Below are 24937 nucleotides of genomic sequence, written 5' to 3' on the forward strand. Positions count from 1 at the left end.
CTAAGGATTGAAAGAGTTAAGGCTGAAGTTGCCAGTCAAGCAGGAGATGCCTGATGACGAGATTCTTGACGCTTATCAAGAAGAGATGCAGGTAGAATTTACCAATGATTTTCGTTTCTTTTTGAAAGAGGCGAGTGATTCAATCTATAACGGAAAAGATGCTTTGGTCGTGACGGCATCAAGAAAGAGCTCGCGTGAACTCATTGTTGAGGCAAGGAGCGCTTGGGAAGCTGGGTTGCCCCGCGGAAACATCCCGTTTTGCGGGGATAACGGCAACTACTACTACATCTCTAAGCACGGTGGGGTTGGGTATTGGTCGCACGATGGCGTTTCGGGTGAGACGTGGCCTAATCGGGCGACTTGGATTGAAGAAGTGTGGATAGGTGGGGGCTGAAAAAATAGGCTCTTCGCGGATTCGTGTGGGCGTGGCGGGGCTCACTGGGTGGCAGAGAGGCCCTGAAAGAAGGGCTTCCCATGGCCCATGAGGGTGCTGCATTCTTGATGGGAACACGGCGGCGCTGGAGGGCATGAGCCGGGATGTGACGGCGCTGCAGCAGGACGGGCTGAAGGCCATCTTCGATGAGAAGAAGGTGGTGGATCGGTTGGAGATGGGGCAGCTGGCGGGGGAGGTGGGGTTCACCGGCGCCGGTGACCTCAGCAGTGCATTCTTGAACCAGGCAACGTCCGACCTTCAGACGGCGCTGGCCAACGGGGATGTCGTCGCTGCCGAAAAGTCCCGCAGCCAGGTCGAGGCATGGGCCGATGGCGGGACATATCGGGCGATCGTCCACGCAGCAGCGGGCGCGGTTACCGCCGCATTGGGGGGGAGCGACGCACTCAAGGGTGCCATTGGCGCCGGAAGTGTCGAAGCAGTCAGGGACAGCCTCGCCCGCTACCTGATCGACAGTGGCGTGACGTACGGCTCCACTGCCTTCGACACCTTGATGGAGGCGGCAAGCCTCGCGGTGGGGGCGGCCATCAGTGGGCAGAATGGCGCCGCAACGGCGCTTGCCGGTGACAAGTTCAACCGGCAGCTGCATCCCGACGAAACGAACTGGCTGATCGCCAACGCAGGCGAGTTCGCCAAGCAACTCTTCGGGTGTGCAACGCAGTGCACAGCGGAGCAGCTTCGTGAAGCGCAGAGCCGTCTTATCATCGAAGCCAGCGCAAGTCTTGACGCAAAGCTTGCAGCGAAGGCCGGCGGTGTAGACCTCGAGGCTCAACGCTTCATCAATGCAAACCCGGTGACCTTCGGCTGGGGCCAAGCATTCACCGCTACCGAAGACCAGTACTACGACTTCAAGTACTTCGCCGACTTGATGTCCAAGGACAAGCAGGCCTTCACTGACCTGACCAACGCGTTGAGCGATGCGGGCTGGACCAAGCGTGACATGCAGGACGCGTATTACGATCAGTTGCTTGCGTTGGCCTCGGCGCAGCGCGGTGCGGACGGCAAAGCGATTATCGAGACGTTCACCGGCGACGTCGGCATGGCGCTCGGCATCGTACGCAAGTTGATGGAAGGCGACACCGAGGGTGCCAGCTTTGATGCAGTGCTGGCGGCACTGCCATTCGGTATCGCCAAGACGCTGGGCGCGGTGAGGCCACTGGCTAAAGCCGGTGAGAACACCGTATGGCTGAACGGGTATGTGATTGACGCAGGATGGGTGAATGCCAAAGGTCAGCTAACGTGGAGGCATCCGCTGACCAACGTGATTGAAGCGCTGCCTGATAGCGCGCGCGTTCACGTAGACCGTATATTGCCTCAGAAGGCTTTGCATTCAATTGATGGGTTTGACGAGCTACCATCATTCTTGCAAAAGAAGCTGCTTGAAGACCCGCGCAACCTACAGCCAATGATTGCATCCGCCAACTGTTCCAAGGGATGTAGAGTGGAGTCAGGGCCAGATGGATGGATGACATGGAATGGTCAGCCAGTCTCTCCTGAATACAAGATGCAAATAGAGAGGCTACAGCGCTCATTCCGCGAACAAGTGCTGCGTGCGGTTAAAGAGTATCGAAAGAGCAATACCTAAGAGTGGGTGAATTTGTGATCTCTGAAAATTCTAGAAAAGATATTCTTGCAGGGCGTGTTGCAACAGCTGATTTCTACCGGTCCATGACCGGTGGCGTTTATGCGTCAATTTGCGAAATGCCTGACCAGCTCAAGATTCTAGCTGAAAGCGGGTTTAGTGATGAATCATGTCGGGATTACATGGGAGTTTTAGAGAAAGGAAAAAACTGGCTGATCGAGCCACTGAGGGACGTTCAGCCTCATTCCTACTCCGCTTTCAATGATGTTGTAGGGGACTTGAAAGTTGGCGTGGTGTGGATTGAAGGATTTGTTCCAGATAGTGCACCAGGTGCAGTACCTGTCATGTTCATGGACGCAGGTGGATACGTAATTGAGATAAATCCCACATGCAAGGGAGAAAGCTATGAGGAGGAGGACACATCCTTTGGATCATTGCTGGCCCTTCCCGAGTCGCTCGCTACATCTTGGCTATGGCGAACTGATGGATGGCGTGCTCCGAGTGAACCGTTCCAAGGCCCACTTAGAAATCGAATGCTTATCGGCCACCCATCATCCGCGTGGATACCGTTCGACAACTATCTCGATTCGCTGGGCGAGGGGTTCCAGGACGAATATCTTGAGAGGTTCGTCAGATTTTTGCCGGATATGGCTGTAGTGAAAGGGACGCGCCGCAGCTATAAGCTCAGATGCTTTTTGGATACTCGGCCTGCAAATTCGTGCGGGCCCTTTGGCGACCAATTTTTTGTGTGTTCCACACGTCTGGATCAAGTCGTTTACCATCTACGTGGTGGGGATCTTGAGCGTCCTTGCATCCTTGTAAATCCAGCCGAGGCAATCGATCTATACTGCGCCCATGTTCTGCGTGCGCAGTCAGGGGAGTTTGATTTCTCGCCGTGGAGCAGGCCAGTAGACGAGCTGGCGGCCTTCTAGGATTGTCCTGAATCAAACCGCATCTGGAAGAGATGCAAGTGGAATTCACGAAGAACGTTCAGCTGGCGGTAGATAATTACAGGAGATACGGCGAATGATTGATCCTATTCTTGGGGTGATTGACGATGCATATCGCACGAAGTCATCGGATTATATGGGTCGGCTAGACGGTGGAATATATACCTCATTCAGCCAAGTTCCCTCGGAGCTGCGCAATCAGATCAAGGGTGGAAGAATAGGCGATGGAAAATACGATTTCGCTGGTCTACTCGATAAGGGAAAGCAGTGGCTCATTGAGCCGCTGAGACAGTTGCAGCCGAATTCATACGTGGCGTTGCAGGAGGTGGCGGGCCCATTGCTCTTGGGCATTGCAATGACGGCCCAGAGATTCAAGCCCGATGAGCTTACAGATCCATTCCCCGTCCTATTCATGGAGTCGGCGGGATCCATTCTGCAGATATATCCTCCCTTCCAAGGAGAGACCTACGAGGGTGGAGACGACAGCTTTGGATCACTTCTGAGTCTCCCTTCTGCGATTTCAAAATCATGGCTCTGGAGGTGCGATGGGTGGCGCTTGCCGCTTCATACAGTTGAGGGACCCATGGTCAATCGCGGTTTAGTGGGTCACCCGTCCTTCATGTGGGTTCCGTTTGATCAGTACCTCGACTCCGCGGGAAGGGGTGTCAAGAAAAAATATCTCGAAAAGTACGTCACTGTCTTGCCCGACATGGTGACTTATCCAAATGGTACACCCGCATATAAGCTCAGATGCTTCCTGGATACCAGGCCCAGAGGCTACGGTGGTACTTCGGGAGACCAGCTTTTCGTCTGTTCCACGAGAACCGATCAGATCGTATATCACATCCGTAACGGAGACCTGGATTGCCTCCGCGTTATTGATAATCCAGCAGAGTCAATCGATCTTTACTGTGCTCATGTGATCCGGGCACTGCCTGGAAGATTCGATTTCATGCCGTGGAGCAGGCCGTTTGCGGACATGACGTAAAGCCCAGCAGTCAAGCATGAAGCCCACGTTGCATCGAATGATTCAATTGTTGAAGTCATTGAATCTTTCGTCGCCGCAGTAATTTGAAATGCGATAGCCGGCATGCCCGGCTCTAGCACGCAGCGGCGACATCAACGTCACCGGCAGCCATATCCAGGGTGACAACGTGGCCCTGGCCGCTGCGCGCGACCTGGTCCTGAGGAGCGCCGAACAACGCCAGGAGCAGACCGAGCGCAATAAGGCCAGCAGCAGCCCTGGCGACGCCGAGCATCGCGCAGAACATGGCGGGCATGGCGACGGTGGAGGCAATGTCCCAGCGCGAGTACGGCCGCAGCTTTGGCTCGCTGGATATAGACACGCAAACAGAGTTGTTGGGTCTGGTGGCGGTTGTCTATGTGGGCCAGCTGGAGAGCCTTGGCGCGACAGACCCCTCAGTACGTTCGGACGGAGGCCACCCGGCTTCGCAGGGAGCAGACGGTAACAGCGCTGGGGGCATGCTGCAGGCCGGCAAGCTGATCAGCGGCGTTATTGAGAGCGGAGGCAGAGGGGTAGAAAAGGCCGTCAACTGGATGGGCGAAGACACGGCCATGGCATTGGCTTACGTGGCAATGGCTGCAGCCGGCGGGCCGGTAAAGGCTTTGGGGAGCATGGCGTGGGAGGCGTCGCCTGCCGGCCAAGGCATCCAGCAGAAGAAACAGGACTACCTGGTGAATCCGCTGGGCGAGGTCGTGGGACGGTGGGGCTTCGGTGCGAAGACCGACGACCAGTTGCAGGCGGTACACCCTGCGAGCAACACCATGGCTGGGCTGGGTGTAGATGCTGTGTTGTCAGCGGTTGGTGTGCAGGCGGTGCGCACCGGTGCCAAGGGCGTTGTCGAGGGCTCGAAGGGCATCGGCGGAAAAATTTATGGGGCTGAGGCAGCTGTAGACGGAGGTGTGCTTGGGGGCGCGCATCGTGATACGAGTAAGCCAGCTAATGACGGATTCGACTCACATCACTGTCCGGCAAAAAATTGTTACAAAGCAGCGCCTGTCAGCTCAGATGATGGCCCGGCGATCAAAATGTCGCCCCAAGATCACCGCCGGACTCGCAGTCACGGGGGGTCACATGAGGCGCAAGCTTACCGGGCGGAACAACAGGCTCTTCTAAGGGATGGGAAGCTGATGGACGCCGTGCAAATGGATGTCGATGACATACGTTCAAAATTTGGTAATAAATATGATGATAATATTAAGCAAATGCTCGATTATGCAAAGACACTTGATCCGTCGCAATTCAAGGTGGGAGTTAAGCCATGATATTTGAGTATCAAACAGGCAAAGTTGGCTGCGTCTCAGCTGGAATGGATCGTAGTGAGGTTAGGAGGCTCTTGGGAAAATTCGAAGAGTTCCGTAAGAGTCCCGATAGCATAAACACTACCGATGATTTTGCGGATGCCGCAGCTCACGTATATTATGATAATCATGATCACGTGGTAGGTGTTGAGGTCCACCGAGAGTCAGGACTATTTTACAGGGGACTCTCTGTAATGGAGAAGACGCCCGAACAAATAGAAAGTTCATTGTCGACGTTGAGTGTGGAATGTGATCGTTCTGATTCTTCCATGATATCAATCGAGGGCGGGAAAGTAGGGATGTACTTGATGGAGGATAATGGAGGGGTTGACGTGGTTGTTTCCGTCTATGTGGATCTTTCAGAAACTTGACCTGTAGTAAATGACTGCATCCTCTATATTTGTACCTACTATAAGGAGGCGATTGGCGGGCGGCTCATCGAGCAGCAGCGAGATCAACAGCAGCCAGACCACCGCGCAGGGCAGCCGCATCGCCAGCGAGGGCGACGTGGTGATCGTGGCGCGCAGCGGCGACATCAACGTCACCGGCAGCCATATCTAGGGTGACAACGTGGCCCTGACCGCTGCACGCGACCTGGTCCTGAAGAGCGCCGAAAAACGCCAAGGCTGGAAGGTGCACAGGCCATCGGCGAGCGGGTGATCGCCAACGTGGGGCGCGACCTGACCCTGACCAGCCAGCAGGACCGCACCGACTACGAACGCAGCGACAAATCCGGTGGCATCGACGCAGCGATCGGTACCGGCGGCGGGCAGGTCAGCGGGTATTACAACCAGCAGAAGATCGACAGCAACTACGTCAGCGTATAAAAGCAGACCGGCATCCAAGCAGGCGCGGGGGGCTTTGACATCAACGTCGGCGGCCACACGGCGCTGACCGGCGCGGCGATTGCCAGCACGGCCGATCCGTCCAGGAACGCGCTCAGCACGGGCAGCCTGAGCGTGCAGGATCTGCAGAACGAAGCACGCTACAAGGCGACCAGTGCCGGTGTGAGCGCCAGCTCGCAGGGTGGCAATCTGCTGGCCGTTCCCTGACGGAAACGGCCGCAGCTCGCGACTGATGGCTGACCTGTTCCTGCAGTCGCGCGGTGAGCAGCCTTTCTCGTGGGGGCCAGCACCGCACAACAGCACCGTGCGGAAAAGCTACCTGCAGGCCGTACGGGAAGCTGACGCTGGCAACTGGCAGCCACTCCTTGGATTCGTCCGAAGCTAGAGGGATGGCCTGAGCAGATCACCCGCAACGCTGGATTCATGAGGCGAGCGTGTCCCGTGATCGCCTGCTGAGGTGGATTTCGATGGAAGTGGGGTTTCGGCGACACCGATGGGCACCTGCAGACGTACTTATCCCTTCCTCACCCATCCCGTGAAAACTCTTTAACGCTTGTCGCATTCGGCCAGTACCATGGCGAGAAAAAAGGAATTCCATGCTCGAGACAGGAAGCGCCCGCGGCAGCCGGGAGTGGCTGAGCCGCAAGTTCCCGGACCATGCGCAGTGGCCGCGCATCCAACGCCTGCTGCGCTTGAGCGGTGTGGTCTGTGTGCTGCATGGGGTGATCTGGGGCGCGTTCTACGGCGCTCACGGCATGGACGTGCTGGCCATCGTGCTGTTTTCCCTGATCCTGGTCGGTCTAGGCTGCCTGGGCATCGCCCGCAAGCGCGACCGGATCCCGCTGGTGTTGATCGCGCACGTGCTGCTGGTGATGACGATCTTCGTCAGCTTGGCCGAGACCCCGACGGCGGCGGCGGCGCGTTCGACCCACCTGTTCCTGCTGCCGATCGGCGTGGCCAGTTTCTTCCTGTTCCGTAGCGAGCGCGTCTATCTGCGCTGGCTGTTCCCTGGCATGTGCATCGCCGCGCTGGTGGTGCTGGCCATCAGCCCGGTCAGTCTCGGGCCGCAGCTGGAGCTGCTTACCGATGATGTGCGACGGCTGCGCCACGGCCTGAACACCCTCACCGCCATGGTGCTGACCTGCAGCGTGCTGGCGATCTTCCGCGAAGACCTGAGCGAGCAGATGGATCAGTATGCCGCGCTGGTACGTGGGCTGGCCCAACGCGAGCTGCGTGCCTATCTGCAGCCGCAGGTCGGGCTGGACGGACGCGTGCTGGGCGCGGAGATGCTGCTGCGATGGGACCGGCCGGGCCATGGCCTGCAGTCGCCGGACAAGTTCATCCCGCTGGCCGAAGAAACCGGTCTGATCCACGATATCGGCCTGATGGTGTTGGAACGCGCGTGCGTGCACCTGAAGAACTGGTCGACCCTGCCCGGTGTGGATGCCTGGATGCTGTCGGTCAATGTCAGCCCGCTGCAGTTGGCATCGGACAGCTTCGTGGACGATGTGCGTGCGACCCTGCGCAGGGTGGGCGCGCCACCGAATCGCCTAAGGTTGGAGATCACCGAATCGGCCCTGGCGACGGATCTGTCCGTGCTGGCCGCGAAGATGGGCGCGCTGCGCCAAGATGGCATCTCCTGGTCGCTGGACGACTTTGGTACGGGGTTCTCTTCGTTCTCCCTGCTGCAGGCGTTGCCGCTGGACGAGCTGAAGATCGACCAGACGTTCGTGCGGGGCATGGGCGATGACCCGAGCCAGCGCGAGCTGGTGCGCAAGATCATCGAGATCGCGGAAATCCTGGGCATCGCCACCGTGGCCGAAGGCGTGGAGACCGAGCAGCAGCGCGAGTGGTTGGCCGGCATGGGCTGCCGGGTGTTCCAGGGCTACCTGTTCGGCCGCCCCGTCAGTGCCGAGGCGTTCCATCAGGCGCACGTGCCGCAGGGGCGGTAGCTACGGCGTTGGGGCACCGGTGCGCACAGGCTGACGGCCGGCGGCCGTCACTACCGGGGGCAGGCTACCGGGGCATTGCTCGCCGCACTCCAGCGGCGCAGGCCCAGCACGGCCAGGCCGATGAACACCGCATACAACGCGGCGGTCACGTTGAGCGACTTGAACAGGTACAGCCCCACGTACACCACATCCACCACGATCCACATCCACCACGCGGCCACGTGGCGACGCGCCTGCCACCACTGCGCCACCAGGCTCATGGCGGCCAGCATGGCATCCAGCCACGGCAGCGCGGCGTTGGTCCAGGTATGCATGGCTGCACCCAGTGCCAGCCCCACCGCCACGCCGGCACCTAGATCGATGAAGCGGCGCCGCGCGGGCAGCGGCACGATGCTGACCAGGCCATCCGCCTGCGCGCTTTGCCGCCAGCTCATCCAGCCGTACACCAGGAAGCCGCCGAACACGATCTGCAGCAAGGTGTCCGAGTACAGCCGGGCCTCGGCGAACACGAAGGCATACAGTGCCACCGACACCAGGCCGATCGGCCAGCCGATCATCCGTCGCCGGGTCATCAGCCACACACCGAGCATGCTCAGCGCGGCGGCGGACCATTCCAGCAGTTCCGCGCTCATAGCGCGATGGTGACCGACAGGCGGGCCTGGCGCGGGGCGCCAGCGAACAGGTAGTAATCGCCGGCACTGCTGCCCGTGTCACGCCAGTAGAATTTGTCGAATACGTTGTCCACCGAAAGCCGCCAGGTGACCGGCCGATCGCGCAGCGCATGCTGGTAGCGCAGTCCGGCGTCGAACACGCTGTAGCTGGGCGCACGCACGCTGCCATCCACCGTAGCTGTGTTGGCCGACGCATAGCGCCAGCCGCCGGTAACGCCCAGCCCTGCAGCGAACGGGAGCTGGTAATCCACGTGCACGTTGGCGCGCGTCTTGGGCACGTTAACCAGCTGGTGGCCTTCGTATGCCGGTGTGCCCGCATCACGCGCACGCGCCTGCAACACGCTGGCGCTGGCGTTGAGCTGCAGGCGCTCGGTCAGTCTGCCGTTCGCGGTCAGCTCCACGCCGGTGTGGGTCTGCTGGCCGCGTTGCACGAAGGTGAAGCCGGCATCGCTGTCATCGGGCATGGCGTACTGGAAGGGCTGCGAGGTACGGAACAGTGCCGCTCCCAAGGTCAACGTATCGGTCGATGCGTACTTCACGCCCGCCTCCAGCTGGCGCGACAGAAGGGGCGGCAGGAAGGTGCTTTCGTTGGACGTCCAGAACGGCGCTTCCTGGCCCAGCGAAATGCCGCGCACGTAGCTCACATACGCGTTGACCTGATCGGTGGCGTTCCAGATGACAGCGGTCTGCGGCAGGAACCGCGACAGAGTGCTGTGCCGCTCCGGAGTGCCGCGCTTGTCGTAGGCGCGCTCATCCAGCTTGACCATGCGGCCACCCACCAGCCACTGCCAGTCATCGCCGAAGCGCATGCGGTCCAGTGCGAACAGTGCATCCTGCTTGCTGTAAAGGCGGCGCGCGGAAGCGCCGGGCATCAGCGGCGACGGCGCGTACTGCGGCACCCGGGCATCGCCGATGTTGGCGGTACCCACGTACTCGTTGACGTTCTGGCGCTTGTTCACCGTGCGGCGGAAGGTGTCAGCGCCGATGCTGAGCTCGTGGCTGACACGGCCGGTATCGAAGCGGCCACGCAGCTCTGCACGCAGTTCCTGGTTGACGCGGGTGTCGTCCGGGCTGCGGTAATCGTAGATGTCGTAGTCGCCATTGGGCGCGAAGTAGTTGCCCGGTACGCTGCCATCGGCGCACTGTGCAGCGTAGTAGCAGCCGTACGCGAACGCGACGTTGTCATCGATCACCGAGCGGCTGTGGCTGGCCGACAGGCGCGACTGCCAGCGCGCGTTGATATCGTAGGTATGCAACGCGGTGAGGTTGGTGCTGGCGATGCCCACCGGCTGCTGCCACGCCTGGTAGCCCAGCATCTTCGCGCGGTCCACGCCGCGCGGAAGCGCAGTCGCCCCCAGCAGCTGATAGCCCGATGCCGAGCGCTGCGCGCTGGTCTGGTAGTTGGCATCCACTTCCAGCTTGCTGCGGTCGCTGATCAGCCAGTCGGCGGCCACCGAGTAGAAGTTGCGGCGGCCGTCGGCATGGTCGATGTACGAACCGCTGTCTTCCCATGCGGCATTCAGGCGCACGCCGAAGCGGGGGGTGAGCCAGTGACCCACGTCCACGGCGGTGTAGCGCGTGCCTTCGGTGTCCGTGCCCAAGGTGACGGTGCGCACCTCGGCCGGGCGCTTGCTGACGTAGTTGATGATGCCGCCCGGCGCCATTACCCCGGCCGCCAACCCGGCTTCACCCTTCAGGATCTCGACCTGCTGGATGTTCTCCAGCGCGATGCGCTGCTCGCCGGCGGTGGCCAGTCCGTTGAAGCGGTAGCCGGTGGCGGTATCCAGCGCGAAGCCGCGGATGGCGATGTTCTGGTAATAGCCCACCGGGGCGTAGCTGTCGCCCAGTGATGCATCGTTGGCGGCGATCTCGCTGAGCGTGCGCACGTGGCGGCTGTCCAGCACCGTGCGGTCCAGCAGGTTCACCGATGCCGGCGTGTCCTTCCAGCTACCCGCGCCGAAGCTGCTTGATGGTGCGGTGGCGGCAGCCGCCTGCTGGGCCTGCACGCGCACGGCGGCCAGCTCGGTCGGCGTGCGGTCGGCCGCATCGGCAGGGGCATCGGCAGCGTGCAGCGGCAGCGCGGCACAGAGGGCAACGGTCAACAGCGTAGGGCGCAGGCAGCGGTTCATTCGATTCGTCATCAACAGGAAGAAAGACGAAGCGACGGCGCGCGCGCAGTGACCCGACGGGTCCATGTGCTTGCAGCTCAAAGCTCCCTACGCCGGTGCAAACCGGATCAGGTTCCAAGGGACTCTCTCAGCCTGGTCAACCCAGGCACCCCCGCTTCAGGGTGTCATTTCACACCAAATTGGCCGAAGAAGCGAATCAGCCGCTCAGGCCGCCGCGCGCAGCGTCGCCAGCAGGGCCTGCCCGTGGGCGGTTCTGAACCAGTCCGCATGGCCCAGCAGGAACGTGTAATACGCCACGTCGGCGTTGGCGGTGGATCCGGTGATGCCGTGGAAATACTCCACCTCGGACAGCGCGAAATCCAGGTGCACCAGCGGCAGCAGATCGGCCAGCAGATGCACCTGCGCGGCCGTCAACGGGCGTGCGTCGCGGTAGCCGACGATCAAGGCCAGCGCGATATCGCCACGTACCGCCGCGCCGCCGCGCTCCAGTTCCAGCCAGGCGATGGCATTGCGCTCAATGGCCGTGGCCAGGTCGAACAGGTGGCTGGCGGGCGAGGCGAGGCCGAAGTCCAGCACGGCGGCCACCGCGTTGGCGCGGCCGTGCTGGTGCCAGAGCAGGTTGGAGACATGCCAGTCGTTGTGTCCCCACCGATGCGGCACCGACGCCAAGCGCGCCGCCACGCCGAAGTGCCACGGCAGGATGGCGCGCTGCAGCTCTGCTTCCCATGGCCTGCCGGCCAGATAGTCGGCCAGCCCCGGTCGCTGCGGCAGCTGCGTCTTCAGCAGGGCAATCGGATCCTCGGCGCGGATCAGCTCGTCGCGGGCCACCAGCACGTGCGTGCCGCGCTGTGGCGCGTGGTAGCTGTCGGCCGCGTTGTGCAGGGTGGCCAGCATGCGCCCGGCCTGCCAGGCCTGCTCGACATCGTTCGGGGGCGTCCACGACGGCACATCGCGGTATACATCCTCGCCCGGTGCCTCGGCATGCAGTTCGAAGGTCCAGTCGCCGTGCTCCACCGCCGTGGCGCGGGCATGGTCTGGCAGCACCTGCACGACCGGAACGCCTGCGTCGGCCAGGTGCGCGATGAAGCGATGTTCTTCTTCCAGCACCGCTGCGCTGCGCACGTGATGGTGGTGGCGTTTGACGAAGAACCGGCCCTGCGGGCTCTGCAGCAGGGCTGCGGCAGAGAACGGACGCGGGCTGTGCCAGACCACCTCGCAATCGCCCGCCAGGTGCGGGTACCGGCCTTTCAGCCACGCCACGTCGGCGACGCTGATCGCAGGCCAATCGGCGATGACCTGGTCGTTGTCGAGGCCTTGGACGTGGTGGTCGGACGTGTGCATGGATATCGGTCGGGCGCGGGGCATGGTGCGCACGGCAAGCTGCCCGCGCGGCGCCCCATGGTACGCCGTCGGACCGATGCTGCCGCAGGCGGCTTCCCGCCAGATCAGGCTCTGTCCCCGTCTTCGACATCGGCGCAGAATGGCCCCATGTCCAGATTCAACACGGCCCGCCACTGGCTGCAGGCCCACTTGACCAGCGAGCGCTGGCGTCGTCGAGCGGCGCTGTGGGGCGGTGCGGTCGTCGTCGCCCTGGTCGCCATCGTGTTCGCCAAGGCCAGTGACGCGGCGTTCCAGGTCTTCCAGCGCATCATCCAGCACTCGCCCTGGTGGGCGCTGCTGCTGACGCCGGGCATCTTCGCGTTGCTGGCATGGGCCACGGGCGGCGTGCTCAAGCCCACCCGCGGCAGCGGCATTCCCCAGGTCATCGCGGCGCTGGACAAGCCGGATGAGCAGTTCCGCGCGGTGAACCTGTCGCCGTTGGTGTCGGTCGGCAAGCTGGCGTTGACCAGTCTGTCGCTGCTGGGCGGGGCGTCCGTGGGGCGCGAAGGCCCCACCGTGCACGTGGGTGCCAGCCTGATGTATCTGTTCGGGCGCCGCTTCGGTTTCCAGGATCCGCGCGAGCTGTCGCATTTCCTGCTGGCCGGTGGCGCGGCAGGCATCGCGGCGGCATTCAACACGCCGCTTGCGGGCATCGTGTTCGCCATCGAAGAACTGAGCGGCCGCTTCGAACATCGGTTCTCCGGCACGTTGCTGACGGCGGTCATCGTCGGCGGCGTGGTGTCGCTGGGGTTGCTCGGCAACTACACCTACTTCGGCCACGTCTCCGCGCGTCTGCCGCTGGGGCAGGGCTGGGCAGCGATCGTGCTGTGCGGGGTCGTGGCGGGATTGCTGGGCGGCCTGTTCGCGCGCGCTGTGCTGCTCACCGTGGCCGGCAAGCCGCGCTGGCTGGGGCGCCTGCGCGCGCAGCATCCGATCCTGCTCGCGGCCGGGTGCGGGTTGACCGTGGTGCTGCTCGCGTTCGCCTTCGGCGACGGTGCGTATGGGACCGGCTATGAGCAGGCCCGCAGCCTGGTGCAGGGGCATGCCGAGGTCGGCCACGAGTTCGGCCTGATGAAGCTGATGGCCAACCTGGCCTCGTACATTGCGGGCATTCCCGGCGGGCTGTTTTCGCCGGCCCTGGCGGTCGGTGCAGGGCTGGGCCACAACCTGGCCGTGCTGATGCCCGGGGTGGATCCCACTGCGTTCGTGCTGCTGGGCATGTGCGCGTATCTCACCGGTGTCACCCAGGCGCCGCTGACGTCTGCGGTGATCTCATTAGAGCTAACCAACACCAGCGACATGCTGCTGCCGATCCTGGCCACGGTGCTGATCGCCCGCAGTGTCTCCGGGTTGGTCTGCCGTACGCCGATCTATCGCGGCCTGGCGGATCAGCTGGCGCGGTAGGTACACCTGTTTCGGACAAGGGCCATCCAGCGCACGCCGCGCTCATATCGAAGTGTTTCCATTGAGCAGCATCGTGTTCGGGTGTCTGCTAGGCGACCTTGATCGCCGCAGCCCCGGAGGGGAGCCGGCGCGGTTGCGCACCAAGGGTGGGGGCCGGGACCAGGAAGGTCACCGGCCCCCTTTTTTTTCTCGTGAACGTTTTCGTGCCCTTCCGCGGGTCATCAGATGCGCTTGATCCTGGAAGCCAGATAGTCGGACACCCGTTCATGCGCCTCCAGCAGCACATCCACACATAAGCCTTCCCGTCCGGATCCGGGGAGGCGTGTGCCGTCCGGAAGCTCCGCAGCGACGAGGCACCACCGGTGCTCACCGCAGTTCCAGACCCTTGCCCTGTAACACTGACCGTCGATCGACAGGTCAACGAACATCACGGCCTCCGATGTCAGCCCTCGTGCCATGCCGCTCCTTTCAAGAAAAAAGAAAAAAGCAGTGACCCCCGCGAAGGGCTCACGTACCCCCTAGAGGAATTACTCGACTGCGCTTCGCACTCAAGCCTGATCAGTATCGTCACGGCTCAATCTGCACGACTTCGTGATGCATGGGTATAGCGCACATGCATTTTCGAACTGCTTCCATGGCATCGGCTGCGCCCGTGCGCTGAGATGAACTCCCCGCCGTTTCCCGACGGTACGGCGTCAACGCTGGTCAGTCTCTCGTTCAGCAATGCGCCGTTGCTGCCTTGATCCCCTTGGGGCAGTAGTGGGTAGGGCCGGCCCCCGCCGGCCCTCTTTTCTTTCCACGCCAGCAAGGACGTGATGAGCCTTATCAAAGGATGCGCGGTGCTGCTTGCCGTGCTGCTGGCCGGCTGCAGCAACCAGCAGACAGCGAATGAGGAGAATTTCGCATATGCCATCACGCGGCGTCTCGAGCAGGACGGGCATCTGTGTCTGGGCTTGCGTGCCTGGCCGATCGACGTGGATCTTGTGCAACGCCTTCGTGGCGTAGAAGGGTCTCTTGTTGCACTTGAGGCGGCCGGGCTGATCCGGGGAGAGTGGATGGGCAGCGGTGACGCATTTCTGGAGCCGGATGCACGCGTGAAGCGCTACACGCTGACCGATGCTGCTATCCCCTATATCCACCAGCGGCCGGCCGCCGAGCGACGCGTGCGCACAGGCAGCAGCGCGCCAGGGCGAGATCTGTGTTGGGGCAGAAAGGAGCTGGAGCGCATTGTGGACTGGTCGGGTCCCCTGCGGCTTGGGGAATATCGGACAGCGGACGTGACCTATCGCTATCGGATCGCTGACATGGCCGGCTGGGCGCTGCTGCCCCAGGTGCAGGAGGCGTTTCCGGAGATTCCTCGAATCATCGAACGGGCGGCGACGGATCGCAGGCAGATCGTGTACCTGTCACCGACAGGGTGGGAGGCAGGAAAACACGAAGAGTGAGGATCACTATCGATAAGCTCGGAAGAAGTGCCGGTGCAGCTTTTTGGGGGCAAGAGGGGCCGCATGCGCCGACCCCTTTTCTCTGTCTTAAGCGAGCAGGAGCAGACTCACGCCTGTTCGGCCGCTGCTGTAAATCGATGGCTGCAACCATCCGCTGCAAGCAGCGCACGGCTTACAGCCTGTCGCGTGTTGCAGCGAAGGCACGTCAATACCATTCCGCCACTGATCTCAAAGATCGATCTGGCTCCTGGCATGTTCCTTGTTCCGCAGCGATGACAGTCAAACGAAGACACTCCATTGCCCGATTCCACTCTTGAGGATTCACCGGACGTGGATCTATGGATACGGAAGACACCCGTTTCGCGCATGGTGGTTGACTCGGAAGGATTGAAGGGGTGAGAGGACGCGCCATGGACGCGGACTAGCGAACCTACTTACCTGCGGCCCGCTTCTCCATAGCGATACTTCGATATCTCAGCTCGCATTGGGTACGTGGTCTGCCGCTGTGATTTCCTTAGCGCAGAAGGCGACAGAAATATAGAAATCCTTCGGTTGAACATGGCGCGAGAACGCGCTGATATGTAATCCCGCCTTTCCCGAACGGCATGCTTCGCAGCCGTCATCAGCCTGGAAGTCTGGCTGCGCGGCATGCGCCCTCCCTCGGGGCGGTGCGGGAAGGGGCCGTTGAACGGCCCCTTTTACCTTGGTAACCGGTGGGACGAGACTACCGAGGAATTACCTGTTTCCTTTTTGCGACCCATCAAGGAGGACAGGATTGGCCGCTCTCGGGGGCGGCCACTTTTTTTAGCCAGCGGCTCCGAAAAATGACTGTGGACCCAATGGGTCGATGCTCGTTACCTTGGCTGCGCACCATTTAGAAGTTCTTCGATACCGTCCTCAAGCACCAGAAAATATCGTGAAGCCTGAATTCTCAAAATGGGCTGGCGACATGAAAACCTCGATCTCCAATCGACATGCTCTGGCGCTTGCGGTCAGCAGCGCGCTTCTGATGACCTCCTGGAACACAAGCGCGACGCCGGTAGTGGCCGATGGCGTACACCGCGAGGTGTCGGACATTGACGCTGACAGCGACGTGCGCGATTGGAGCCACGGCCTGTCAGCGGTAAATGGCGGCACGATCACTGCGACCGATGTCCATGCCACAGGCAATGGAGCCAACAGCTCCCACGGTGTCCATGCCGAGGGAAGCGGGAGCCGTGTCGATTTCACCGGCGGCGAATCAAGCGCCGTGGGATTCCAGAGCAACGCTGTGAACGCGCGCCTTGGCGGAATGGTGGTTGTCTCTGGTGCGTCCCTCTCCACGTCGGGCACAGAGTCGGCGGGTATGAAATCGATCACTGAAGGATCTGCGGTTGCCTTCTCTGACGTGGATATTGCGACAAGCGGACGCGGTAGTCATGCCATGCTCGTCATGGAGCAGGCCACCATGACCGGCGCCAATGCTCGTATCTCCACGACCGAAGAAGTAAGTGACGGCGTCCACGTGCTGGGGGGATCAAGTTTTACGGGTACAGGCTTGCAGATTGAAACGACCGGCGCCCAGTCGCGTGGCGTGGCCACGGGCGATGCCGGCTCGCGGCTGACGATCTCTGACAGCTCGATCGCCACCTCAGGGATGGTGGCCCACGGCGCCCGTGCGCGCGACGGTGCCCTCCTGGAGATGACCAACGTGCAGGTTAAAACCACCGGCGCACGCAGCAAGGGCGTGGATCTACAGGGCGGCAATGGTGTGATCATCGGCTCGTCGTTCGAGTCTGCGGGCCATGGTCTGGATGTGTGGCAGGGAGGTTCAGGTGACATCACAGACAGCGACTTCACGACCACCCAAGCTGATGCGTTTGGACTGCGGGTGATGCAGGGTGGGACGTTGGCCGTGCAGGGCAGCTCGATCACGACGCTCGGTGCCAATGCGCATGGCGGGGTGGCGTCTGCAAACGGGGCGGCAGAGCTTGCCGACACCCGCATCGAAACCCTGTCCAACCTGGCCGATGGGCTCAATATCCAGGATGGGGGGACAGTGATCGCTACGAATGTCGACATTCTCACTCAAGGTGGAGTGGCCTACGGCATCAAAACCGTAGGCACTGGCAGCAGCGCTGTTTTCACCGGAGGCTCCATCCGGACCGAAGGCGAGTCTTCGGACGGAGCGGAGGCTGCGGAGGGGGCTACGGTACAGATCGACGGCACGGAGATCGCTGGGACGGGCGCCTATGTGATCGGTGCGGGCGCAAACACGGGCGGGCAGGTGGAGGTGCGCAATGCATCCATCACGTTGGTCGGCGGCATCACCCAGCATGGACTTGATGTCCGCGACGCGGGGAGCCGTGTCGCTGCATCCAACACGACTGTCGATATGTCCGGCTACAACGGATCGGGGCTTTTTGCGAACACGGGCGGCGAAATGAACGCGACCAGCATGACCGTGACCACCTCTGGTGAGATGGGCGATGCGGTACGCGTGGGCGATGGCACGATGACGATCGCCAACTCCACCCTCTCCACCACCGGGGGCTATTCCAACGGCGTGCGCACCGTATCGGGCGGCCAGACAACCGTGGTGGGCTCTGGAATCAGCACCCAAGGCAAGGACGCTTATGGGGTGAAAGCCGAGGGCGCGAGTTCGCTGGTTTCCTTGTCAGGCGGTGAAATCACCACGACGGGAAGTGCGGCCAGGGCGATCTCGGCGGAAAGTGGTGCAAAGGTGACGGTGGACGGCACGATCCTCGACACCGCCGCGCTTGAGGGGCGGGACGCGCACGGTGTGTATGTGGCCACCGGCGGTTCGGCCGAACTTGCCAATGCATCGATCACGACCACCGGAGAGCGGTCTCGTGGCCTGCTAAGTGACGGCGTGGATTCGAGGATCACGGCGACCAACACCGCAGTGCAGACCAGTGGGCTTCAGTCCTTCGGTGCGATGGCCATTGCAGGCTCTGGCATTGAGCTGGACCGTGTGGACATCACCACCACCGGTGACAGTGCGCATGGCCTGTTCGCCAACCAGCGCAGTACGCTGACCGCCAACAACATCGGTGTGGCGACGTCGGGTGCCGGTTCCATGGGCATCAATGCCAACTCGGGCGCAACGATCGACGTCACTGGCGGTGATATCAGGGTGCTGGGCGCGGATGCGCGCGGCATCCTTTCCACGGCGGGGGCCACGGATCTCAACGCGGTGCGGGTGACCGACAGTCAGATCCTGACCGGCTCAGCCGCCGCCATCGAGGTGCGCGATGCGGGTCTTTCCCGTATCGAAGTGACGAACTCTCGTATCGAAGGCGGCGGCGGGCTGTTGATGACCAACGGTGCTGGGTCAGTGGGCCAAAGCGTGCTGCAGGCTCAGCGCTCGGAGCTCGTGGGCGATATCGTGTTCAGTGATGGCTACGCCGCGGTTGTCGATCTGTCTGAGGCAACCACGCTCACGGGGGCCGCTCAGAACGTTGCCCTGATGGACCTGAAAGACAGCGCTTGGGACATGACCGGCGATTCCCGCGTAGGGGGCCTGTCAGCCAGCAACAGCACCATCGCTTTCAATCATGACGACGGGGCATTCAAGACCCTGACCGTAACCGGCGATTACGTGGCCGACAACGCAGTGCTGCAGATGAACACCGTGCTGGGTGACGACACCTCGCTGACCGACAAACTGCACGTGCTGGGCAGTACCGCCGGGCAGAGCGGCATCCTGGTCAGCAACGTGGGCGGGCAGGGCGCGGAGACCTTCGATGGCATCCAGCTGGTGCAGGTGGATGGCGATTCGGCCGGTGTGTTCAACCTGCTGGGCCGTGCGGTGGGCGGCTCGTACGAGTACTTCCTGCATCAGGGCGGGCTGACTGATCCGACCGATGGTGACTGGTACCTGCGTTCGGAGTTGCCGGTTGAGCCGCCGGTGGATCCGGATCCGTGCACGATAAACGCCGGTGGCCCGGGCTGCCCGGTGATCGACCCGCCGACCGACCCCGTTACTCCGGTGGATCCGGTTGACCCGGTTGACCCGGTCAATCCGCCGGTCGATCCCGTGGAGCCGCCGGTGGATCCGGTTGACCCTGTCGACCCTGTCGACCCTGTCGACCCGCCGACCGACCCCATCGTCATCGACCCGCCGGTGGACCCGGAGATCGTTGATCCCCCGGTCGTGCCGCCGCCGACCAAGATCTACCGCCCGGAAACCGGCGCCTATCTGGCCAACCAGGCCGCAGCAGTGGGCATGTTCGACATGACCCTGCACGAGCGCCTGGGCGAGCCCAACCTGGCGCAGCGCCTGAAGTCGGACGACACGCTCGCCTCGGCATGGGTGCGTACGACCTCTGACCACACCCGATTCAACGTGGGCGAGGACCAGTTGGACGTGGCCAGCCGCCAGTCGATGCTGCAGGTGGGTACAGACTTTGCCAAGTGGGGCGATGACAGCCGCGGCCTGGCCGGCATCATGCTGGCTACCGGCAAGTCCAGCAGCCAGACCACCTCCAACGTCACCGGTTACGGTGCCAAGGGCGAAGTGGATGGCAAGGCGCTGGGGCTATATGCCACGTGGATGCAGAGCGCCGACTCGGAAAAGGGGGCTTACCTGGATGCCTGGCTGCAGACGGCGCGCTTCAAGAACGAGGTGCAGGGCGATGCCTTGGCGACCGAACGTTATGACAGCAAGGCGCTGATGGCCTCCATCGAAGCGGGCTACGCAATGCAGCTGCATGAAGGTGCAGATAAAGCCTTCTACCTGGAACCGCAGGCTCAGCTGACCTACACGGACTATTCCATGGACGGCGACAAGCACGTGGAGACCAATGGCACCACGGTGCAGACGGCTGATACCGGCGGCCTGCAGACCCGCTTGGGCGTGCGTTTGTACGGGCATGACACCTCCAGCAAAGGCAACCGCGTGCAGCCGTTCGTGGCCGCCAACTGGATCCATGGCGAAGGCGACAACGCGGTGGCGTTCAACGGCGTGCGCTTGGCCGGTGGCCAGCCTAGCGAGGTCTACGAGCTCAAGGCCGGTGCACAGCTGCAGATGGGTGGCGGCTGGACGGGCTGGGGCGAGCTGAGCACGCTGCGCGGCAAGAACGATTACCGCAACTACGGTGCGCAGATGGGTGTGAAGTACAGCTGGTAAAGGGACCGAAGGGGCGCTCCGGGAAGGGCGCCCCACTTCATTGGGGTCAAAACATGACAAACACGCTTGATCTGGATGCCCTCACTCGACGCGAGAGGGCCGTTGTCGAGCTGCTGGCGCAAGGATATGGAACGAAGGAGATCGCTGCTCGACTTGGCCGGGCGGCTCCTACGATCAGCACACAGAAGAAGAGTGCTCTTCGCAAGCTCAAGGTGAGTTCAGCTGTGGAACTTGCACTTCAGATAAATGGAGTCACTATGCGGAATTCTGAGTGACTGGCAGTCCCTGATCGTTGGCTGCTGTCCGCCCACCAATCCGGTCCGGGCCAGCGAAGCGAGTCGCGTGACACCTTTCAGGTCAAGGCTGGTGCGCAGCTGCAGCTGGGCGGTGGCTTCACCGGTTGGGGCGAAATGAACAGCACCCGGGGAAAGGGCAGCTAGAGCAACTAAGGCGGCCGGATGGGTAGGGCATACAGTTGGTAACGAGAGGCAAAAACGCATCACCACTACAGGCGCCGAAAGGCGCCTCTCTTGTATCTGAACTTTGTGCGGTGTATCCGATTGAAGAGCGCAACGCCCGCCATCTGAAAATGCGACGTGTTCAAGGAGGATTCTATTGAAGGAATTCATTGAATATTTAATCAGCGGGCGTGCATTCGAAGGAATTCGATAGGACAGCACGCGCCCAAAATCTATCGTGGTGCCCTGAATCTCAATCAAGGCACCCTCATGACGATGCAAGAATTTTCCAAGCGGCGCCTTTCGCTCGCCGTTGCCACCAGCCTACTGATGTCGGCGGGCGCAGTTCAGGCCGCTGACGCGGATCGTGTCGTCGCCGATGGCAGCAATGAAGTCGCTTCCCCAGGCCCCATCGATACCACGGGCGAAAGGTCCGCCGGTCTGGAAGCGCTCAACTCCGGCACGATCGTAGCTTCTCGCACCGCCATCACCACCGCGGGAGGCCTGGCCCATGGCCTATTCGCCAACGGAGCCGGAAGCGAGATAAGCCTGGACGGCGGCAGCATCGTGACCACCGGCGTCGCCGCGGAGGGAGTCCGTGCACAGAACGGCGGCAAGGTTCTCATCGATGGAACGAGCATCCATACGCTGGGTACCAGCGCACAAGGCGCCGGTGCGTTCGACGGCGGAATTCTGGACGTCCGCACCTCCACGATCATCAACAATGGCACGGTCACACACGGTCTGCAGGCGTCGACTTCAGGAAGCGCCACTGCTATGGAAACCAGCGTGACCATGACGGGTTTCCGGAGTTCGGCGATCTATACCGAGACGGGCGGGTCCCTTGTCGGCGAGGGTCTCGACTTGCGTACCGAAGGCGATGCCGGTAGCGGTATCTTTATGAACGGCGGCACTGAATCCGTGACAGTGTCCAACTCGCGGATCCATACCTTGGGCGCCGAAGCCACCGCCATCAACAACACTGCTGGCGTAGGGCGGTTCGAATCCACAAATGCACTCACCGAGGGCAACCTCTCCCATGGAGCAGCGATTCGTGGGCAGGTAACGCTGCGCAGCAGCTCCATCGTGACGCTGGGGCCGCGCGCGCTTGGAGTGGGTGTCTATGATGGGGGGGCGGGCGACCTGATCGATACATCAGTCGAGACGTTCGGCTCTGCTGCGCATGGCATCAGTGCCACGACCGGCGGCAACGTAAATGCTTTACGCGTGGACGTCACCACTCATGGATTTGGTGCCGCCGCGCTGCTGGCAAACGGCACCGGCAGCAGCATCTCACAAGACGGTGGTACGTTGCGCAGCAAAGGCGGCATGTACAACACCGCTTCGCCCGACCGTCTGGCCACCGTGACCGCGCAGGATGATGCAACCATCACCCTGGACAACGTGCGCATCGAAAATCTGAATACCAACACCGTATCCGGACCGGAAGGTGCGATTCCCGACGTGCGCCTAGGAATGGGCATTCTTGCCGACGGTGCAAATGTCTCGGTGTCCAACAGCAGCATCCAGGCCGAGGACGGTGTGACTGCGCTGGAGGGTAGCCGCGTGGCATTGGCCGATACCGCGATCGAAGCCTTGGGTGGGCGCGGCCTCCTGGTCGGCGACAGCTCGACGGCGACGGTTCAGGGAGGCAGCATCCTGGTGCGCCAGTCCGCAGTAACCCCCAACACCCCCAACGCGCATGCTACTGGCGTGTGGGCCACTGGTGGAACCGTTAACCTGACCGATACCACGATCGAAGTGCAGCAGCGTGGCGCAATCGGACTGCTGGCCTTCTCGGCCGGCTCGCAGATCGACATGACCGGTGGCAGCGTGCTGATGACCGCGGACAATGCCTATGGCGCCATGGCTGGCTACGGTGACTGGGTGCCGGGTCTGCTTGAAGGCACCATCAACCTCACCGGCACTCAAGTGGAGTTGCGCGGCAAGGAATCGATCGGCTTGCTGGCCCACCACGCAGGTGATATCCACGCCGTGGATACTACGGTGCTGGCATCGGGGGCGGACTCTTACGCCGCCTATGTCGACAATGGCAAGCTGGATCTTGACGCCAGTTCATTGGTGGCCGCCGGTGAATCCGGTGTCGGCCTGATGGCAAATGCAGGTTCCCAAGTGGATGCTCACGGGAGTGAAATCCTGAGCAGTACAGGCACCGCGATCATGGTGGACGGAGATGCCACCATTGACCTTGTCATGTCCAATGCATGGAGCGGGGCCGGTTCGCTGTTGGCAAATGATGTATCCGAAGATGGGACCGGCCTGGGCACCACCCGCTTCAACGCTGCCCGCTCCGAGCTCACCGGTGACATTGTCTTCAGCGATGGCTATACGGGAGTTGTTGATCTGTCGGACGGAAGCAGCTTGCACGGCGCCGCACAGAACGTCGACGATTTGCGCTTGGCGGATAGTCGTTGGGACATGACGGGTGACTCGCTGGTAGGAATGCTGTCAGCCAGCAACAGCACCATCGCGTTCAACCACGACGACGGGGCATTCAAGACCCTGACCGTGACCGGCGATTACGTGGCCGACAACGCAGTGCTGCAGATGAACACCGTGCTGGGTGACGACGCCTCGCTGACCGACAAACTGCACGTGCTGGGCAATACCGCCGGGCAGAGCGGCATCCTGGTCAACAACGTGGGCGGGCAGGGCGCGGAGACCTTCGATGGCATCCAGCTGGTGCAGGTGGATGGTGAGTCGGCGGGTGTGTTCAACCTGATGGGCCGTGCGGTGGGCGGCTCGTACGAGTACTTCCTGCATCAGGGCGGGCTGACTGATCCGACCGACGGTGACTGGTACCTGCGTTCGGAGTTGCCGGTTGAGCCACCGGTCGACCCTGTCGATCCGCCGGTCGATCCGGTGGATCCCGTTGACCCGGTCGATCCGCCGGTCGATCCGGTGGATCCCGTTGACCCGGTCGATCCGCCGGTCGATCGGGATCCGGACCGGTCCGGTCGATCCGGTGGATCCCGTTGACCCGGTCGATCCGCCGGTCGATCCGGTGGATCCCGTTGACCCGGTCGATCCGCCGGTCGATCCGGTGGATCCGGGGATCCCGTTGACCCGGTCGATCCGCCAGTCGATCCGGTGGATCCAGTTGACCCGCCGGTCGATCCAGTTGACCCGCCGACCGACCCCATCGTCATCGACCCGCCGGTGGACCCGGAGATCGTTGATCCCCCGGTCCTGCCGCCGCCGACCAAGATCTACCGCCCGGAGACCGGCGCCTACCTGGCCAACCAGGCAGCAGCAGTGGGCATGTTCGACATGACCCTGCACGAACGACTGGGAGAGCCCAACCTGGCGCAGCGCCTGAAGTCGGACGACACGCTCAATTCGGCATGGGTCCGCACAACCTCAGACCACACCCGGTTCAATGCGGGCGAAGGCCAGTTGGACGTGGCCAGCCGCCAGTCGATGCTGCAGGTGGGTACGGACTTCGCCAAGTGGGGCGATGACAGCCGCGGATTGGCCGGCATCATGCTGGCCACCGGCACGTCCAGCAGCCAGACCACCTCCAACGTCACCGGTTACGGTGCCAAGGGCGAAGTGGATGGCAAGGCGCTGGGCCTGTATGCCACGTGGATGCAAAGCGCCGATTCGGAGAAGGGGGCTTACCTGGATGCTTGGCTGCAGACGGCGCGCTTCAAGAACGAGGTGCAGGGCGATGCCTTGGCGACCGAACGTTATGACAGCAAGGCGCTGATGGCCTCCATCGAAGCCGGTTACGCGATGCAGCTGCATGAAGGAGCAGATAAGGCCTTCTACCTGGAACCGCAGGCGCAGGTGACCTACACGGACTATTCCATGGAAGGTGACCAGCACGTAGAAACCAACGGCACCACGGTGAAGACGGTCGATGCCGGCGGCCTGCAGACCCGCTTGGGCGTGCGTTTGTACGGGCATGACACCTCCAGCGAAGGGAACCGGGTGCAGCCGTTCGTGGCCGCCAACTGGATCCACAGCGAAGGCGACAACGCGGTGGCGTTCAACGGCGTAGGCCTGTCCGGTGGTCAGCCGAGCGATGTCTACGAGCTCAAGGCCGGTGCGCAGCTGCAGATGGGCGGCGGCTGGACGGGTTGGGGCGAGCTGAGCACGCTGCGCGGCAAGAACGAGTACCGCAACTACGGTGCACAGATGGGCGTGAAGTACAGCTGGTGAAACACAAGGCATCGGGTGCCCGCCGGGCGCCC

21 protein-coding genes and 1 riboswitch are annotated in these 24937 nt (G+C 62.1%); of the genes, 15 read left to right on the plus strand and 6 right to left on the minus strand.

Annotated elements, in window-relative coordinates; all coding sequences use genetic code 11:
- Positions 1-7: 7 nt before the first annotated feature.
- The 4 genes from ICJ04_RS00735 to ICJ04_RS00750 all read left to right on the plus strand — a co-directional run bounded on the left by ICJ04_RS00735 (position 8) and on the right by ICJ04_RS00750 (position 3971).
- Positions 8-394, plus strand: a complete 387-nt coding sequence (locus ICJ04_RS00735) for an SMI1/KNR4 family protein (RefSeq protein ID WP_342589183.1) — start codon at positions 8-10, stop codon at positions 392-394.
- A gap of 133 nt (positions 395-527) precedes the next feature.
- A complete protein-coding gene (locus ICJ04_RS00740; RefSeq protein ID WP_188325672.1) occupies positions 528-2036 on the plus strand; it encodes a hypothetical protein in 1509 nt (502 codons plus the stop codon).
- A 2-nt stretch (positions 2037-2038) separates the two neighbouring features.
- The gene (locus ICJ04_RS00745) at positions 2039-2965 is read left to right on the plus strand and encodes a hypothetical protein (protein ID WP_188325673.1); all 927 of its coding nucleotides are present in this window, start codon (positions 2039-2041) and stop codon (positions 2963-2965) included.
- Between the two features lie 94 nt (positions 2966-3059).
- Entirely contained in the window at positions 3060-3971 is a 912-nt protein-coding gene (locus ICJ04_RS00750; RefSeq protein ID WP_188325674.1) for a hypothetical protein, read from the plus strand.
- A gap of 112 nt (positions 3972-4083) precedes the next feature.
- On the opposite strand, the gene ICJ04_RS18445 is transcribed toward ICJ04_RS00750, so the two are convergent.
- Positions 4084-4263, minus strand: coding sequence for a hypothetical protein (locus ICJ04_RS18445; RefSeq protein WP_240008883.1), 180 nt, complete (start codon positions 4261-4263; stop codon positions 4084-4086).
- A gap of 16 nt (positions 4264-4279) precedes the next feature.
- Here ICJ04_RS18445 and ICJ04_RS18210 point away from each other — a divergent pair, with 16 nt between their 5' ends.
- From ICJ04_RS18210 to ICJ04_RS00775, 5 genes are all read left to right on the plus strand, one after another.
- Complete coding sequence (locus ICJ04_RS18210; protein WP_223202951.1) at positions 4280-5269, plus strand: hypothetical protein; 990 nt, start codon at positions 4280-4282, stop codon at positions 5267-5269.
- The gene (locus ICJ04_RS00760; protein ID WP_188325675.1) at positions 5266-5676 is read left to right on the plus strand and encodes a hypothetical protein; all 411 of its coding nucleotides are present in this window, start codon (positions 5266-5268) and stop codon (positions 5674-5676) included. The genes ICJ04_RS18210 and ICJ04_RS00760 overlap by 4 nt, the downstream gene beginning before the upstream one ends.
- Positions 5677-5686: 10 nt before the next feature.
- Positions 5687-5866 carry a hemagglutinin repeat-containing protein gene (locus ICJ04_RS00765; RefSeq protein ID WP_188325676.1) on the plus strand — a complete coding sequence of 60 codons (180 nt, stop codon included), beginning with the start codon at positions 5687-5689 and terminating at the stop codon, positions 5864-5866.
- A gap of 65 nt (positions 5867-5931) precedes the next feature.
- The gene (locus ICJ04_RS00770) at positions 5932-6132 is read left to right on the plus strand and encodes a hemagglutinin repeat-containing protein (RefSeq protein WP_223203097.1); all 201 of its coding nucleotides are present in this window, start codon (positions 5932-5934) and stop codon (positions 6130-6132) included.
- A 614-nt stretch (positions 6133-6746) separates the two neighbouring features.
- Complete coding sequence (locus ICJ04_RS00775) at positions 6747-8102, plus strand: EAL domain-containing protein (protein WP_188325678.1); 1356 nt, start codon at positions 6747-6749, stop codon at positions 8100-8102.
- A 50-nt stretch (positions 8103-8152) separates the two neighbouring features.
- On the opposite strand, the gene pnuC is transcribed toward ICJ04_RS00775, so the two are convergent.
- The 3 genes from pnuC to ICJ04_RS00790 form a co-directional block, all read right to left on the minus strand.
- Entirely contained in the window at positions 8153-8734 is a 582-nt protein-coding gene (pnuC, locus tag ICJ04_RS00780; RefSeq protein ID WP_188325679.1) for a nicotinamide riboside transporter PnuC, read from the minus strand.
- Entirely contained in the window at positions 8731-10902 is a 2172-nt protein-coding gene (locus ICJ04_RS00785; RefSeq protein WP_188325680.1) for a TonB-dependent siderophore receptor, read from the minus strand. The genes pnuC and ICJ04_RS00785 overlap by 4 nt, the downstream gene beginning before the upstream one ends.
- A gap of 67 nt (positions 10903-10969) precedes the next feature.
- Positions 10970-11065: riboswitch (TPP riboswitch) on the minus strand.
- A gap of 41 nt (positions 11066-11106) precedes the next feature.
- Positions 11107-12243, minus strand: coding sequence for a phosphotransferase (locus ICJ04_RS00790; protein WP_188325681.1), 1137 nt, complete (start codon positions 12241-12243; stop codon positions 11107-11109).
- Between the two features lie 147 nt (positions 12244-12390).
- Here ICJ04_RS00790 and ICJ04_RS00795 point away from each other — a divergent pair, with 147 nt between their 5' ends.
- Entirely contained in the window at positions 12391-13686 is a 1296-nt protein-coding gene (locus ICJ04_RS00795; protein WP_192082445.1) for a chloride channel protein, read from the plus strand.
- Between the two features lie 221 nt (positions 13687-13907).
- On the opposite strand, the gene ICJ04_RS00800 is transcribed toward ICJ04_RS00795, so the two are convergent.
- Positions 13908-14114 (minus strand): hypothetical protein, encoded by a 207-nt coding sequence (locus ICJ04_RS00800; protein ID WP_188325683.1) that lies wholly within the window; start codon positions 14112-14114, stop codon positions 13908-13910.
- A gap of 387 nt (positions 14115-14501) precedes the next feature.
- On the opposite strand from ICJ04_RS00800, the gene ICJ04_RS00805 reads away from it, so the two are divergent.
- The 3 genes from ICJ04_RS00805 (at position 14502) to ICJ04_RS00815 (ending at position 20537) form a co-directional block, all read left to right on the plus strand.
- A complete protein-coding gene (locus ICJ04_RS00805) occupies positions 14502-15131 on the plus strand; it encodes a hypothetical protein (protein ID WP_188325684.1) in 630 nt (209 codons plus the stop codon).
- 847 nt (positions 15132-15978) lie between these two features.
- Positions 15979-20262, plus strand: coding sequence for an autotransporter outer membrane beta-barrel domain-containing protein (locus tag ICJ04_RS00810; RefSeq protein WP_188325685.1), 4284 nt, complete (start codon positions 15979-15981; stop codon positions 20260-20262).
- A 53-nt stretch (positions 20263-20315) separates the two neighbouring features.
- The gene (locus tag ICJ04_RS00815) at positions 20316-20537 is read left to right on the plus strand and encodes a helix-turn-helix transcriptional regulator (protein ID WP_188325686.1); all 222 of its coding nucleotides are present in this window, start codon (positions 20316-20318) and stop codon (positions 20535-20537) included.
- Here ICJ04_RS00815 and ICJ04_RS00820 read toward each other — a convergent pair.
- Positions 20481-20981 (minus strand): hypothetical protein, encoded by a 501-nt coding sequence (locus tag ICJ04_RS00820; RefSeq protein ID WP_188327395.1) that lies wholly within the window; start codon positions 20979-20981, stop codon positions 20481-20483. The two genes, ICJ04_RS00815 and ICJ04_RS00820, sit on opposite strands and share 57 nt — an antisense overlap.
- Before the next feature lie 9 nt (positions 20982-20990).
- Between ICJ04_RS00820 and ICJ04_RS00825 the strand changes: the two genes are divergently transcribed.
- Together ICJ04_RS00825 and ICJ04_RS00830 are read left to right on the plus strand one after the other, a co-directional pair.
- Positions 20991-23720, plus strand: a complete 2730-nt coding sequence (locus ICJ04_RS00825) for an autotransporter outer membrane beta-barrel domain-containing protein (RefSeq protein ID WP_188325687.1) — start codon at positions 20991-20993, stop codon at positions 23718-23720.
- A gap of 111 nt (positions 23721-23831) precedes the next feature.
- On the plus strand, positions 23832-24905 hold the full coding sequence (locus ICJ04_RS00830; RefSeq protein ID WP_188325688.1) for an autotransporter outer membrane beta-barrel domain-containing protein: 1074 nt from the start codon (positions 23832-23834) through the stop codon (positions 24903-24905).
- Positions 24906-24937: the final 32 nt, after the last annotated feature.

It is taken from the genome of Stenotrophomonas sp. 169 (genome assembly GCF_014621775.1).
Classification (GTDB): domain Bacteria; phylum Pseudomonadota; class Gammaproteobacteria; order Xanthomonadales; family Xanthomonadaceae; genus Stenotrophomonas.